This is a genomic window from Microbacterium sp. CFSPD4_SD4, from assembly GCF_057364585.1.
The window spans coordinates 222,757-237,168 of sequence record NZ_JBNFOC010000001.1 but is presented as its reverse complement, the minus strand read 5'-3'; the positions used below and the strand labels follow the sequence as shown (position 1 = coordinate 237,168).

Genomic DNA, 14,412 nt, shown 5'->3' with positions numbered 1-14,412 from the left:
GGAATCACGGGACCTCGATCACGCGAGTGGCGAGTTCCCTCGGACGGTCTCGCTCGAGGTGACGGCGCTCCTGCGCCGCCCACCGGTCCCAGTGCGGGCGGTAGGTGTCGCCATCCCGCGCCAGCGCACGGGCCTTCCGCGATGACTCGCCGGACTCCACCCAGATCCGGATGTCGGCCAGGCGTGCCGTCGAGGGTCGCAGGATCCCGCTGCCCTCGACGATGACGCCGAGGGCCGGATCGACGGCGTGGGTCTCCGCCTCCTCGCCGTGCTCCCAGTCCCAGCGACGCCACGCCCCGAGAAGCCCGCGTCCGTGGGGACGGAGGATGCCCTCGAGCGCGCGCTCCGCCCCGTCGTCGAGGCCATCCCAGCCGGGATAGAGGGAGTCCAACGCGATGACCTGCACGCGTCCGGTGACCGGCCAGGCCCGCGCCACGCGCGCGGCCAGAGAGGTCTTGCCTGCGCCGCTCCCGCCGTCGATCAGCACGACGGGGTTGGAGGCCGCGAGTGCGCGGACGTCTTCCGCGATCAGCGTCGCCGCGTGCGAGAGCGCCGCTGCGACCGCATCGTCACTTCTTGAGGGCACGGATGATGCGCGTGAGGGCCCGACCGGTGACCCAGACGAAGGGGACGGCCACGACGAGGAGCGTCACGATGTTCGGCTCGAAGCGCAGGCCCTCCTCGCGCCGGACGTAGACGCCCACCGGCACCGAGACGCCGCCACCTCCGCCGCCTTCTCCGCCGTCCCCGCTGGCTCCGCCGAAGCCCGCGTAGGTGAACGCCACCGGAGTGACGGTGACGCCATCGATCTCCTGCGGTTCTCCGTACGCGCTCTTCACGCCGAAGGACGCGACCTGATTCCCGAGTTCCAGTGCAATGTTCGGCATGTTCCCACGGTAGCCGACGGCGGCCTGCGGCGCGCGGTCAATCGACGCCGTGGTCCTTCGGATGCCGCGCGGCGCCCCTTCCTTCACCGCGTCCGATGTGGCGCGCCCTGCTGATCGTCGCCGAACCGAACCGCGCCATGGCCTCGTCGACGGCCCCTTCGACCTTGCGCCAGTCCTCGTCCTCGTCCCACAGCGCCAGCGCGCCACCTCCCGCCGGCCGGAGGTTCTCCGCCCGGACGCCCACGAGGCGGACCGGATCACTGCGCTCGATGAGCGCGAACAGGCTCTGGGCCGCCTCGCCGATGCGCTGGCCGACCGCGGTCGGCTCCGGCAACGTCTGGGAGCGGGTGACGGTCCGGAAGTCGTCGAAGCGGATCTTGATCGCGACCGTGGAGGTCTCCCACCCGGCCCGGCGCAGGCGCGCGCCCACGCGATCGGCCAGCCGCAGCAGCTCCGCGCGGAGGAAGGCACGATCCGCGACGTCGTGGTCGAAGGTCTCCTCGTGTCCGATGCTCTTCTCCACGCGCTCCGTGTCGACCGCACGCGCGTCCTCCCCCCGCGCCAGCTGCGCGAGCCTCGCGCTCAGCGCCGGCCCCACGGCGCGGTCCAGCATCTCGGGCGATGCGGTGCGGAGGTCGCCGATCGTGCGGAGGCCGCGGGCCTCCAGGGCCTCCGCCGCCTTCGGCCCCACGCCCCACAGCGCTCGCACGGGGCGCGGCGCGAGGAAGGCGAGAGTGTCGTGTTCCGCGACCACGAGCATCCCGTCCGGCTTGGCCATCGTCGACGCCATCTTCGCCACATGCTTGGTCGCGGCCACGCCCACGCTGCACGTGATGCCGACCTCGGCGAGGACGCGCTCACGAATCTGGGCCGCGATCCGGGCGGGGCTCCCCCAGAGCCGGCGCACACCCTGTACGTCGAGGAACGCCTCGTCCACCGACAGCGGCTCCACGAGCGGCGTGAACGACTCGAAGATCGCCATCACCTGCCGCGAGACCTCTTGGTACCGGTGGAAGTGCGGCGGGACGATCCGTGCCGTCGGGCACAGCCGCACGGCCTGCGACACGGGCATCGCGGAGCGCACGCCGTAGCGCCGTGCCTCGTAGGAGGCGCTGGAGACCACGGAGCGGCCATCCGGAGCCCCGATGATCAGCGGCAGTCCGCGGAGACTCGGGTCGTCCAGCACTTCGACGGCCGCATAGAACGCGTCCATGTCGACGTGGAGGATGCGCGTACCGGAGTCGTCGGCATCGGCCGAGGACACCATGCGGCCTCTGCCATCACCGTGTCCCATGAATCCATTGTCCCCTGGGCCTCCGACATGGAGGCCCAGGGGCGAGAATCACTGCGCGGCGCGCTCGAGGATGAGTTCGCGGACGCGGGCGGCGTCGGCCTGGCCCTTCATGGCCTTCATGACCGCACCGATGATGGCACCCGCGGCCTGGACCTTGCCGTCCTGGATCTTGGCCATCACATCGGGCTGTGCGGCGAGAGCCTCGTCGATCGCCGCGATGAGCGCACCGTCGTCCGAGACCACGGCGAGACCGCGTGCGTCGACGACCTCCTGCGGCGTGCCCTCACCGGCGATCACGCCCTCCAGCACCTGGCGTGCGAGCTTGTCGGTCAGCGTCCCGGCGTCGACGAGCTGCTGCAGCGCCGCGACGTTCTCCGGGCTGACGAGGTCGACCGCGTCCTTCTCCTGCGCATTGGCGAGGCGGGTGATCTCCCCCGTCCACCACTTCCGTGCCGCGGCCGGCGTGGCCCCGGCGGCGATCGTGGCCTCGACGACATCGAGCAGACCGCCGTTGCGCACGTCCTGGAACTCCAGCGGGGTGAAGCCCCACTCGTCCATGAGCCGGCGTCGACGGGCGACGGGCTGCTCGGGCAGGGCGGCGCGCAGCTCCTCGATCAGCTCGCGCGGCGGCTGCACCGGAAGCAGATCCGGCTCGGGGAAGTACCGGTAGTCGTCGGCGTCCGACTTCGGCCGCCCGGGAGAGGTGGTCCCGGTGTCCTCGTGCCAGTGCCGGGTCTCCTGGATGATGGTGCCGCCGTCGGCGAGGATCTGCGCCTGACGCTGGATCTCGTACCGCACCGCGCGCTCCACCGATCGCATGGAGTTGACGTTCTTCGTCTCCGTGCGCGTGCCGAGCTTCTCCTCACCCCGACGACGGAGCGAGACATTGGCGTCGCACCGCAGGTTGCCGCGCTCCAGCCGAGCCTCGGAGATGCCGAGTCCGCGGACGATGTCGCGGATGGCGGCGACGTACGCCTTGGCGACCTCGGGAGCCCGGTGATCAGTGCCGAAGATCGTCTTCGTCACGATCTCGACGAGCGGGACGCCGGCGCGGTTGTAGTCGACGAGCGAGTACTCGGCGCCCTGGATCCGGCCGGTCGAGCCGCCCATGTGCGTGAGCTTGCCGGCGTCCTCCTCCATGTGCGCGCGCTCGATCGGGATCGTCACCATGGTGCCGTCCTCGAGCTCCACCTCGACCGACCCCTCGAAGGCGATCGGCTCGTCGTACTGGGAGATCTGGTAGTTCTTGCCCAGGTCCGGGTAGAAGTAGTTCTTCCGGGCGAACCGGCTGGACTCCGCGATTGAGCAGCCGAGCGCGAGGCCGAGGCTGATCGACGAGCGGATGGCCGTCTCGTTAACGACCGGCAGGGCACCGGGCAGTCCCAGGTCGACCGGGGCGATCAGCGTGTTCGGCTCCGCCGCGTGGTACGCCTCGTTCGCGGGGTTGGGAGCGTCGGAGAACATCTTCGTGTTCGTGTTGAGCTCGACGTGCACCTCGAAACCGAGGACGGGCTCGAACAGCTCGAGCGCCTTGTCGAAGTCCATGAGCGTGGCGGCGGCCATCAGCGCGCGCCTCCTTCCAGCTGGGGGGCACGGGACAGCAGCGGCGCGCCCCAGGAGTCCACGAGCAACGTCTCGAGGGCGGCACCCACCCGGTAGAGGCGGGCGTCCTCCCGCGCCGGCGCGAGGAACTGGATGCCGACGGGCAGCCCGTCGTCGTCCGAGAGACCGCTGGGGATCGAGATGCCGGGGACGCCGGCGAGGTTCGCCGGGATCGTCGTGATGTCGTTCAGGTACATCTGCAGCGGGTCGTCGATCTTCTCGCCGAGCTTGAAGGCCGTGGTCGGGGCCGACGGCGTGGCGATGACGTCGACATCGGCGAAGGCCGCGGCGAAGTCCTGCTGGATCAGCGTGCGGACCTTCTGCGCGCTGCCGTAGTACGCATCGTAGTATCCCGCCGACAGCGCGTAGGTGCCGAGGATGATGCGGCGCTTGACCTCGTCGCCGAAACCGGCGTCGCGCGTGGCGGACATCACGTCCTCCACCGTGGGGTTACCCGCCGGGGTGACCCGGAGACCGAAGCGGACCGAGTCGAACTTGGCCAGGTTGCTCGAGGCCTCGGCCGGGAGGATCAGGTAGTAGGCGGCGACGCCGTACTCGAAGTGCGGTGCACCGATCTCGACGATCTCCGCACCCTGCGCTTCCAGCAGGGCCAGGGCGCTGCGGAAGGAGGCCGCAACCCCCGGCTGGAAACCGCTGTCGGGAAGCTCGCGGATGACGCCGACACGGAGGCCCTTGAGGCCGTCCCCGCGCGCACCCTCGCGTGCGGCCGCGGCGAAGGACGGCCACTGCTCGTCAAGCGACGTGGAGTCCTTCGGATCGTGGCCGCCGATCGCGTCGTGCAGCAGACCGGCATCGAGGACGGTGCGGGTGACGGGGCCGACCTGGTCGAGGCTCGACGCCAGTGCGATCGCGCCGTAGCGGCTGACGCCGCCGTAGGTCGGCTTCACGCCGACCGTGCCGGTCACGTGCGCCGGCTGACGGATCGATCCGCCGGTGTCGGAGCCGAGGGCGAGCGGGGCCTCGAAGGCGGCGACGGCCGCGGCGGAGCCCCCACCCGAGCCGCCGGGGATCCGGTCGAGGTCCCAGGGGTTGCGGGTCGGGCCGTAGGCGGAGTGCTCCGTCGAGGAGCCCATCGCGAACTCGTCCATGTTCGTCTTGCCGAGCGGGATGAGTCCGGCGGCACGGGATCGGGCCACGACCGTCGCGTCGTACGGCGAGCGGTACCCCTCGAGGATCCGCGAGCCGCTCGTGGTCGGCTGATCCGTCGTGACGAGCACGTCCTTGATCGCGAGCGGGACACCGGCGATCGGCCCGAGGTCCTCCCCCGCGGCGCGGCGGGCGTCGATCTCGGCCGCCGCGTCGAGCGCGTGCTCGTTGACGTGCAGGAACGCATGGACGTCGCCGTCGACCTGGGCGATGCGGTCGAGGTGCGCCTGCGTGGCCTCGACGCTGGAGACCTCCCGCGTCGCGAGCTTGTCGGCGAGCTCCGCCGCGGTCAGCCGGATGATGTCGCTCACTGCTCTTCTCCCAGGATCGCGGTGACGCGGAACCGGCCGTCGGCCTGATCCGGGGCGTTCTGCAGCACCTGCTCGTGCGTGAGCGTCTCGCCGACCACGTCGGGACGGAACACATTGCTCAGCGGGATCGGGTGGCTCGTCGCGGCGACATCGGCGGTCGCGACCTCGGACACCTTGGCGATGTTGTCGACGATGGCGTCGAGCTGGCCCGTGAGCCGCGTCACCTCGTCGTCGTTCAGCTGGATGCGCGCGAGCACGCCGAGATGGCGCACAAGATCAGGGGTGATTTCAGACACGCCCCCAGTCTAGTTGGCGAGCCGCCCGCCGCTCGGCGCGGCGCGGCCCGCCTAAGCTGGGCGCGTGAGCACGTTCCAGCCCCCTCGCCCGTGGATCGCCAGCTACGCCGACGGCGTTCCGGAGGACCTCGCCCCCGTCAGCGGCTCCCTCGTGGACATCGTCGCCGCGTCGGCGCGGGACTATCCCGATGCCCCCGCCCTGCAGTTCTTCGGCAGGGAGACCACCTACGCGCAGCTGCAGGAGGCGATCGATCGCGCCGCCGCGGGGCTCCGGAATCTCGGCGTCCGTGCGGGCGACCCGGTCGCGATCGTCCTGCCGAACTGCCCGCAGCACATCGTCGCGTTCTACGCCGTGCTGCGTCTCGGTGCGGTCGTGGTCGAGCACAACCCGCTCTACACCCCTCGCGAGCTGCGCAAGCAGTTCGAGGACCACGGCGCCAAGCACGCGATCGTCTGGAACAAGGTCGTCGCGACGGTGCAGGAGTTCCCGAGCGACCTCGCCGTCTCGACTCTCATCTCGGTCGACGTGACGCGAGCGATGCCGGCCCTCACCCGCTTCGCCCTCCGGCTGCCGGTCGCGAAGGCGAGAGAGTCGAGGGCGGCGCTGACCGAGCGCGTCCGCGGCACCGTGCTGTGGGAGTCGGTGGTGGCCAGCACCCCGATCCCCGCCTCGCATCCTCAGCCCGACACCGACGACCTGGCGATTATCCAGTACACGTCCGGCACGACCGGCACACCGAAGGGCGCCGCCCTCACTCACCGCAACCTCCTCGCCAATGCCGCCCAGTCCCAAGCCTGGGTGCCGTCGATCCAGCGCGGCAAGGGCTGCGTCGTGTACGCCGTGCTGCCGATGTTCCATGCGTACGGGCTGACACTCTGCCTCACCTTCGCCATGTCGATGGGCGCGCGTCTGGTGCTGTTCCCGAAGTTCGACCCGGACCTCGTGCTCGACGTCGTCAAGAAGCATCCGGCGACGTTCCTCCCGCTCGTGCCGCCCATCGCCGACCGGCTGCTCGCGGCCGCCAACGCCAAGGGCGTCTCCCTCGAGGGCATCGAGGTCGCGATCTCCGGGGCCATGGCCCTGCCGCACGAGCTCGTCGTCCCGTTCGAGGCCGCAACGCACGGCTACCTCGTCGAGGGCTACGGGCTGAGCGAGTGCTCGCCCGTCCTCATGGCGAACCCGGTCGCCGACAACCGGGTTCCCGGCACCGTGGGACTCCCTCTCCCGGGCACGGAGTGCCGCGTCGTCGATCCGGAGAATCCCACCGAGGATGTGCCGGGGGGCTCCGCCGGGGAGCTCATCGTGCGGGGTCCTCAGGTCTTCTCCGGCTACTACGGCAAGCCCGAGGAGACCGAGGCCGTGTTCGTCGACGGCTGGTACCGGACCGGCGACATCGTCACGATCGATGACGCCGGCTTCGTCCGCATCGTCGACCGCATCAAGGAGCTCATCATCACCGGCGGCTTCAACGTCGCCCCGACCGAGGTGGAGAACGCGCTGCGCCAGCATCCGTCGGTGGCGGACGCCGCGGTCGTCGGACTGCCCAGCGACCACTCGGGCGAGGAGGTCGTCGCGGCGATCGTCGTCGACCCCGGAGCCGATGTCGACGTGGAGGCGATCCGTGAGTACGCGCGGAGCATCCTCACCCCGTACAAGGTGCCACGCCGCGTCTTCGTCGTCGACGAGCTGCCGAAGTCGCTGATCGGGAAGGTGCTCCGCCGGCAGGTGAAGGAGAAGCTGCTCGCCCTCACGTCGGGGGTCTGAGCCGGCCCCACAGGAAGAGGGGGGCCGGGCGCGCTACCCTTGGGAAGTGACCCCTGAAGAAGTGACCCCCGCCGACGCCCCCGACGAGTCCCCTGCCACCCCCGGATTCGAGGACCTCGGCATCACCGGGCCGGTCCTCAGGGCCATCAAGGATCTCGGCTACGAGACCCCGTCGCCCATCCAGGCCGCGACCATTCCCACCCTCCTCGCCGGCCGCGATGTCGTCGGCATGGCGCAGACCGGAACCGGCAAGACCGCCGCCTTCGCCCTGCCCGTGCTGGAGCGGCTCGACGTCGCGCAGAAGACGCCGCAGGCCCTCGTCCTCGCCCCGACCCGTGAGCTCGCGCTGCAGGTCTGCGAGGCGTTCGAGTCCTACGCCTCCCGCATGAAGGGCGTGCACGTGCTGCCCGTCTACGGCGGTCAGGGATACGGTGTGCAGCTGTCCGCCCTCCGCCGCGGCGTGCACGTCGTGGTGGGCACCCCCGGCCGCATCATGGACCACCTGGCCAAGGGCACCCTCGACCTCTCCGAGCTCCAGTACCTCGTGCTGGACGAGGCGGACGAGATGCTGAAGATGGGCTTCGCGGAGGACGTCGAGCAGATCCTCGCTCAGACCCCCGAGGAGAAGCAGGTCGCCCTGTTCTCCGCCACGATGCCCGCGCAGATCCGCCGCCTCGCGCAGCAGTACCTCCGCGACCCGGAGGAGATCACGGTCAAGTCCAAGACCGCGACCAACACGAACATCACCCAGCGCTACCTCGTCGTCTCGTATGCGCAGAAGGTGGACGCGCTGACCCGCATCCTCGAGGTGGAGAACTTCGACGGGATGATCGTCTTCGTCCGCACGAAGAACGAGACCGAGACCCTGGCCGAGAAGCTCCGCGCCCGCGGGTACTCCGCCGCCGCGATCAACGGTGACGTGCCGCAGGTGCAGCGCGAGCGCAGCGTCAATCAGCTCAAGGACGGGAAGCTCGACATCCTCGTCGCGACGGACGTCGCCGCCCGCGGACTCGACGTCGAGCGCATCAGTCACGTCGTCAACTTCGACATCCCCACCGACACCGAGTCGTACGTGCACCGCATCGGACGGACCGGGCGGGCCGGGCGGACGGGCGACGCGATCAGCTTCATCACCCCGCGCGAGCGCTACCTGCTCAAGCACATCGAGAAGGCGACGCGGCAGCAGCCCACGCAGATGCAGCTGCCGAGCACCGAGGACGTGAACACGACGCGGCTCGCCCGCTTCGACGACGCCATCACGACCGCACTGTCGGAGACGTCGCGCATCGACGCGTTCCGCGACATCATCGCCCACTACGTCCGGCATCATGACGTGCCGGAGGGCGACGTCGCGGCCGCTCTCGCCGTGGTCGCCCAGGGCTCCACGCCGCTGCTCCTCGACCCCGCAGACGACGCCCTGTCGCAGGCGGTCGCCGCCGACAACCGCCCGCAGCGCGAGCGGCAGACGCGGGAGCCCCGGGAACCCCGGGAGCGTCGCAGCCGGGGCGACTACACCCCGTACCGCATCGAGGTGGGTCGGCGGCACCGCGTCGAGCCGCGGCAGATCGTGGGCGCGCTCGCGAACGAGGGCGGTCTGGGCCGCGACGACTTCGGCGCGATCAACATCCGTCCCGACTTCTCGATCGTCGAGCTCCCGGCGAACCTCGACCCCGCCGTCCTCGACAAGCTCCGCGATACGCGCATCTCCGGACGGCTGATCGAGATCGCTCCTGACCGCGGTCCCGGCGCACGGCGGGGCTCGTCCTCGCGCGACGGCGACGGCCGCGGCCGGCCGGCCCGCTACGACCGGAACGACCGCCGCGACCGTGACGAGCGCCCGCCGCACCGCGACCGCGAGGAGAAGCCTTTCCGGAAGCCCCGCCACAAGGCCTGAGCGGACCGACGATGCGCATCGACCGCGCCGGCAGGGAGGATCTCGCCGCGCTCGCCCAGCTCAAGTGGGAGGACGTGCCCGCGGACCTGACGGCCGGTCGATCGCTCGACGCCTTCACCGCCGAGCTGGGCGACTGGTGGCGGGCCCACGACCGCACCCACGTGGCCTTCGTCGCGCGGCGCGATGACGACGACCGCATCGTCGGCGCAGCGTGGGTCGCCCTCGTGCCCCGCGTGCCGCGGCCGGGCGCTCCGCACCGCCTCTCCGCGGACATCCAGAGCGTCTTCGTCCTTCCCGAACATCGCGGACGAGGAGCGGGCCGCGGTCTCGTCGCCGCGGCTTGCGCCCACGCCGTCTCTGTCGGCGCCGAACGGATCACCGTGCATTCGAGCGAGGCAGCCGTCGGGCTCTATCAGGAGCTGGGGTTCGCGGACTCCCCACGGCTGCGGCAGTTCCTCGCTCCCACCACGGCGGCGCCGGAGAGCGCCTGATCCTCAGTCCAGCGCCGCGGGCCCCTCGTTGACCAGGACGTGGAACTGCGCGGCGTCCAGGATGCGGACGCCGAGCTCCTCCGCCTTCGCGAGCTTGGAGCCGGCTCCCGGCCCCGCGGCCACGAAGTCCGTCTTCTTGGACACGCTCGAGGCCGCCTTTCCGCCGGCCTTGATGATCGCCTCCTGCGCCCCCTCGCGGGTGTACCCGTCGAGGGATCCCGTCGCCACCACGGTGAGTCCCTCCAGCACTCCCCCGGCCGCGACCGCCGCTCCCGGGCCGGGGTGACCCGGCGTCGCCCACTGCACGCCCGCATCAGTCCACTGGCGGACGATCTCCTGGTGCCAGTCGACGTCGAACCACGCGAGCAAGGAGTCCGCGATGATGCCGCCCACGCCCTCGACCGCGGCGAGCTCTTCCCGCGATGACTCCCGGATCGCGTCGAGCGACCCGAACCACTGCGCGAGCGCCCGCGCAGCGACCGGTCCGACGTGACGGATGTTGAGCGCGACGAGGAGCCGCCAGAGGTCTTTGGTCTTCGCCTTCTCCAGCTCCGCGAGCAGGGTCAGCGCCTGGGAAGACGGCTGCGGACCCTCCAGACCCGACTTCTTCTCGGCCGCGGTCGGGTTGCGTCGGAACGGCGCGCGGGTCTTCACGAGGCCGTCCTCGTCCTCGCGCGGCAGACCCGTCTCCGCATCGCGCACGACGACCTCGATCGGCACGAGCTGCTCCAGGGTCAGGGCGAACAGGCCCGCCTCCGTCACCAGGGGAGGCTCCGCCGGACTCGTGGGCTGGGTCAGCGCCGCCGCCGTCACCTCGCCCAGGGCCTCGACATCGAGGGCTCCCCGCGAGCCGATGTGCTCGACGCGTCCGCGCACCTGGGCGGGGCACGACCGGGCGTTCGGGCACCGGAGGTCGATGTCCCCCTCCTTCATGGCGCGCAACGGCGTGCCGCACTCGGGGCAGTCGGCGGGCATGACGAACTCCCGCTCGGTCCCGTCCCGCTTCTCGACCACCGGGCCGAGCACCTCGGGGATCACGTCGCCCGCCTTGCGCAGCACCACGGTGTCGCCGATGAGAACGCCCTTGGCCTTCACCACGTCCTTGTTGTGGAGCGTGGCCTGACGGACCACGGATCCGGCGACGTGAGCCGGCGCCATCACCGCGAAGGGCGTCGCGCGACCGGTGCGACCGACGGAGACGACGATGTCGAGCAGCTTCGTCTGCACCTCCTCCGGCGGGTACTTGTAGGCGATCGCCCAGCGGGGTGCCCGGCTCGTCGCTCCCAGCTCGTCATGCAGGTCGAGCTCGTCGACCTTGACCACGATGCCGTCGAGCTCGTGCTCGATGTCGTGCCGATGCTCGCCGTAGTGCTCGACGAAGGCGACGACGTCGTCGATGCTGCGGCACACCTTCGTGTGCGGACTCGTCGGCAGCCCCCAGGCGGCCAGCAGCTCGTAGACCTGGCTCTGGGCCGCGACCGGCGGGTTCGTCCAGGCACCGATGCCGTGCACGTACAGCGCGAGCGACTCGATGCGCAGCAGACCCGCTTCCAGCTCCAGGCCGTCCTTCTTGTCGATCTGCTGACGCAGGCCGCCACTGGCCGCGTTGCGGGGATTCGCGAAGGCCGGGAAACGCCGTGCCGCCGCGGTGCGCGCCTTCTCCTCGTCGAACGGCTTCTTCGCGCCGCCCCTGGCCTCCCAGCGCGCGAGGGCGTCCGCGTACGCGCGGTCTCGGAACGCCGCCTGCGCTGCGTTCAGCCGCTCGAACGCGGCGACGGGGATGAAGACCTCTCCGCGCACCTCGACGATCGGCGGATGCCCCTCCCCGGCGAGCCGTTGCGGGATCTCGGGGAGTCGAAGCGCGTTCTCGGTGACGATCTCGCCGACGCGCCCGTCGCCACGGGTCGCCGCCGACGTCAGCACGCCGTCCTCGTACCGCAGGTTGATCGCGAGGCCGTCGATCTTGAGCTCGGTCAACCAGTCGACGTCACGCCCGGCGGCGGCGCGCGTCTTCTGCGCCCACTCGCGCAGCTCCTCGATCGAGAAGACGTTGTCGAGGCTGAGCATGCGCTCGGCGTGCTCGATGGTCGCGAGCCCCGTCGCCTCGGCCGCGCCGACCATCTGCGTGGGCGAGTCCTGTCCCTGCAGCTCGGGGTGCAGGCGCTCGAGCTCTTCCAGGCGCCGCATCCAGCCGTCGTACGTGGCATCGTCGACGAGCGACGTGTCACGCCCGTAGTACGCGTCCTTCGCCTCGAGGATGCGGGTCGTCAGCTCCTCCGCCTCGCGGCGGGCGTCTTCCAGTGAGATGTTCTCCGGCACTCCGTCAGTCTAGGAGCGGCGACCGACATCCGCCCGGATCAGACGCCGACGGGGACCGCGGAGACGGTCGCATCGATCGTGAACTGCCCGAGCACGCGCGTGCCGATGTAGAGCACGGCGGTCTGCCCGGGGCGACGCCGTCCAGGGGCGTGTCCGGGACGACGCGGACGCCCTCGGCCGTCACCGTGGCCGTGGCGGGCACCGGCTCGGCATGCGCGCGGATCTGGACATCGCACGCGAACGACGACGAGGTCGGCGCGGCGCCGGCCCAGCTGAACCGCTCCCCCGCGATCTCGGCGATCGCCAGCGCCTCCTTCGGGCCGACGACCACCGTATTCGATACGGGGCGCACCTCGAGCACGAAGCGCGGCTTGCCGTCCGCCGCCGGGACGCCGAGCTTGAGTCCGCGCCGCTGGCCGACCGTGAAGGCGTGGGCGCCCTCGTGCGCGCCGACGACGGCACCGGTGCGGTCGACGATCTCACCGGTGGCCGTGCCGACCTTCTCGGCCAGCCAGCCCCGGGTGTCCCCATCCGGGATGAAGCAGATGTCGTGGCTGTCCGGCTTCTGGGCGACGCTGAGACCGCGCTGTTCCGCCTCCGCCCGCACGAGCGCCTTCGACGGCGTGGTGCCCAGGGGGAAATAGGTGTGGGCGAGCTGGTCGGCCGTGAGGACGCCGAGCACGTAGGACTGGTCCTTCGCGTTGTCCGAGGCGCGGTGCAGCTCGAGTCCCGCCGGGCCGTCGACGAGGGTCGCGTAGTGCCCGGTGCACACGGCGTCGAAACCGAGCTCCAGGGCGCGCTCCAGCAGGGCAGCGAACTTGATCTTCTCGTTGCACCGCATGCACGGGTTCGGCGTCCGACCCGCACGGTACTCGGCGACGAAGTCGTCGATCACGTCGTCGCGGAACCGCTCCGAGAAGTCCCACACATAGAAGGGGATGCCGAGGAGGTCGGCGGCGCGACGCGCGTCGAGGGCGTCCTCGATCGTGCAGCAGCCGCGACTGCCGGTGCGCAGGGTCCCGCCGGCACGGGAGAGCGCGAGGTGCACGCCGACCACATCGTGCCCCGCCTCGACGGCCCGGGCGGCCGCGACGGCGGAGTCCACACCACCGCTCATGGCCGCAAGGATTCGCATGGGTCCAGTCTACGAGCGCTCGGCTGCACGGGCCCCGGATGCCCGTGCGTAGGCATCTCCGATCACCGCCAGCACCGCATCCACATCGGCATCGGTCGACGTGCGCCCGAGGGAGAAGCGCAGCACGCTCCGGGCGTCCGCCTCACTGCGCCCCATCGCCATCACGACGTGCGAAGGCTCGGCGACCCCCGCCTGACACGCGGAGCCCGTGGAGGCCGAGACGCCGGCCACGTCCAGCAGGAACAGCAGGCTCTCCCCCACCGCACCGGGGAAGAGCAGGTGGGCGGTACCCGGAAGACGGTGATCGGGATCGCCCAGGAGCTCGGCCGCCGGCACCCGCGCACGGATGCCCTCGACCAGGCGGTCGCGCAGACCGCCCACCCGGACGCTCTCGGCGGACCGCTCCCGTTCGGCGAGTTCGAGCGCCGTCGCCAGCGCCGCCGCTCCCGGCACGTCCTGCGTGCCCGCACGCAGACCCCGCTGCTGGCCCCCGCCCCGCAGGAGCGGGGTCAGCCGGGCGGACCGGGCCACCACCAGCGCGCCGACGCCGACCGGTGCGCCGACCTTGTGTCCGGCGACGCTGAGCGCCACGAGGCCCACGCCGTCGTCCGCGCGGCCGCGGAGGTCCCGGAAGGACAGCGGCAGATGCCCGAGAGCGGCGACGGCGTCGAGGTGCAGGGGTACACCGGCGTCGGCCGTGGCCGCCGCCAGCGCGGGCGCACCGTTGATCGTCCCTGTCTCGTTGTTCGCGACGAGCGCGGTCGCGAACGCGGCCCCTGGCAGGGCCGCGGCGAAGCGGTCCTCGTCGATGCGCGCGTGGGCAGACACGGGCACGGCCCGCACCTCGGCACCGTCGGCCACCAGGGCTGCGACCGTGTCCATCGTCGCGTGATGCTCGCCGTCCGGCACCACGACAGCGGTCGTCCCCGGACGACGCGAGTGCCACAGTCCCTGGAGGGCGAGGTTGATGGATTCCGTCCCACCGGAGGTCAGCACCACCTCGATGGGGTCGGACCCGAGGACCGCGGCGATCCGCTCCCGTGACTCCTCCAGCACTCGGCGCGCGTCCTGCCCCGCTCCATGCGTCGACGACGCGTTGCCGATGATGACCGACGCCTCCAGCCACGCGTCCCTGGCCTCCGGGCGCAACGGGGTCGTCGCCGCGTGGTCGAGATAGTGCCGCATGCTTCGATTCTCCCCGATCCGCGCCCCGGACGGACCGTCTGCGCGTGAGACCGGGTGCGTCCTGTC

11 protein-coding genes and 1 pseudogene are annotated in these 14,412 nt (G+C 71.3%); 3 read left to right on the top strand and 9 right to left on the bottom strand.

Annotated elements, in window-relative coordinates; translation table 11 throughout:
* Positions 1-4: 4 nt before the first annotated feature.
* From AC2W7E_RS01160 to gatC, 6 genes are read right to left on the bottom strand one after another with little or no spacing between them, the layout of a single operon-like run.
* The gene (locus AC2W7E_RS01160; RefSeq protein WP_062634657.1) at positions 5-586 is read right to left on the bottom strand and encodes a nucleoside/nucleotide kinase family protein; all 582 of its coding nucleotides are present in this window, start codon (positions 584-586) and stop codon (positions 5-7) included.
* Positions 570-887 carry a hypothetical protein gene (locus AC2W7E_RS01155; protein ID WP_071328758.1) on the bottom strand — a complete coding sequence of 106 codons (318 nt, stop codon included), beginning with the start codon at positions 885-887 and terminating at the stop codon, positions 570-572. The genes AC2W7E_RS01160 and AC2W7E_RS01155 overlap by 17 nt, the downstream gene beginning before the upstream one ends.
* Before the next feature lie 37 nt (positions 888-924).
* Complete coding sequence (locus AC2W7E_RS01150) at positions 925-2,181, bottom strand: DNA polymerase IV (protein WP_126893247.1); 1,257 nt, start codon at positions 2,179-2,181, stop codon at positions 925-927.
* A 48-nt stretch (positions 2,182-2,229) separates the two neighbouring features.
* On the bottom strand, positions 2,230-3,744 hold the full coding sequence (gatB, locus tag AC2W7E_RS01145; protein ID WP_025103379.1) for an Asp-tRNA(Asn)/Glu-tRNA(Gln) amidotransferase subunit GatB: 1,515 nt from the start codon (positions 3,742-3,744) through the stop codon (positions 2,230-2,232).
* A complete protein-coding gene (gene gatA / locus AC2W7E_RS01140) occupies positions 3,744-5,261 on the bottom strand; it encodes an Asp-tRNA(Asn)/Glu-tRNA(Gln) amidotransferase subunit GatA (protein WP_025103378.1) in 1,518 nt (505 codons plus the stop codon). The genes gatB and gatA overlap by 1 nt, the downstream gene beginning before the upstream one ends.
* Positions 5,258-5,557 (bottom strand): Asp-tRNA(Asn)/Glu-tRNA(Gln) amidotransferase subunit GatC, encoded by a 300-nt coding sequence (gene gatC / locus AC2W7E_RS01135; RefSeq protein WP_025103377.1) that lies wholly within the window; start codon positions 5,555-5,557, stop codon positions 5,258-5,260. The genes gatA and gatC overlap by 4 nt, the downstream gene beginning before the upstream one ends.
* Positions 5,558-5,621: 64 nt before the next feature.
* On the opposite strand from gatC, the gene AC2W7E_RS01130 reads away from it, so the two are divergent.
* Genes AC2W7E_RS01130 through AC2W7E_RS01120 form a run of 3 tightly spaced genes read left to right on the top strand, consistent with a single transcriptional unit; the run spans position 5,622 to position 9,707 of the window.
* On the top strand, positions 5,622-7,322 hold the full coding sequence (locus AC2W7E_RS01130; protein WP_485988384.1) for a long-chain-fatty-acid--CoA ligase: 1,701 nt from the start codon (positions 5,622-5,624) through the stop codon (positions 7,320-7,322).
* 46 nt (positions 7,323-7,368) lie between these two features.
* Entirely contained in the window at positions 7,369-9,216 is a 1,848-nt protein-coding gene (locus tag AC2W7E_RS01125) for a DEAD/DEAH box helicase (protein WP_485988383.1), read from the top strand.
* An 11-nt stretch (positions 9,217-9,227) separates the two neighbouring features.
* Positions 9,228-9,707 carry a GNAT family N-acetyltransferase gene (locus AC2W7E_RS01120; protein WP_338565999.1) on the top strand — a complete coding sequence of 160 codons (480 nt, stop codon included), beginning with the start codon at positions 9,228-9,230 and terminating at the stop codon, positions 9,705-9,707.
* 3 nt (positions 9,708-9,710) lie between these two features.
* On the opposite strand, the gene ligA is transcribed toward AC2W7E_RS01120, so the two are convergent.
* The 3 genes and pseudogenes from ligA to AC2W7E_RS01105 all read right to left on the bottom strand — a co-directional run bounded on the left by ligA (position 9,711) and on the right by AC2W7E_RS01105 (position 14,346).
* Positions 9,711-12,026, bottom strand: coding sequence for an NAD-dependent DNA ligase LigA (gene ligA / locus AC2W7E_RS01115; protein ID WP_249521918.1), 2,316 nt, complete (start codon positions 12,024-12,026; stop codon positions 9,711-9,713).
* A 38-nt stretch (positions 12,027-12,064) separates the two neighbouring features.
* Positions 12,065-13,161: pseudogene (gene mnmA, locus AC2W7E_RS01110) on the bottom strand (tRNA 2-thiouridine(34) synthase MnmA).
* A 9-nt stretch (positions 13,162-13,170) separates the two neighbouring features.
* On the bottom strand, positions 13,171-14,346 hold the full coding sequence (locus tag AC2W7E_RS01105; protein ID WP_485988382.1) for a cysteine desulfurase family protein: 1,176 nt from the start codon (positions 14,344-14,346) through the stop codon (positions 13,171-13,173).
* Positions 14,347-14,412 lie beyond the last annotated feature (66 nt).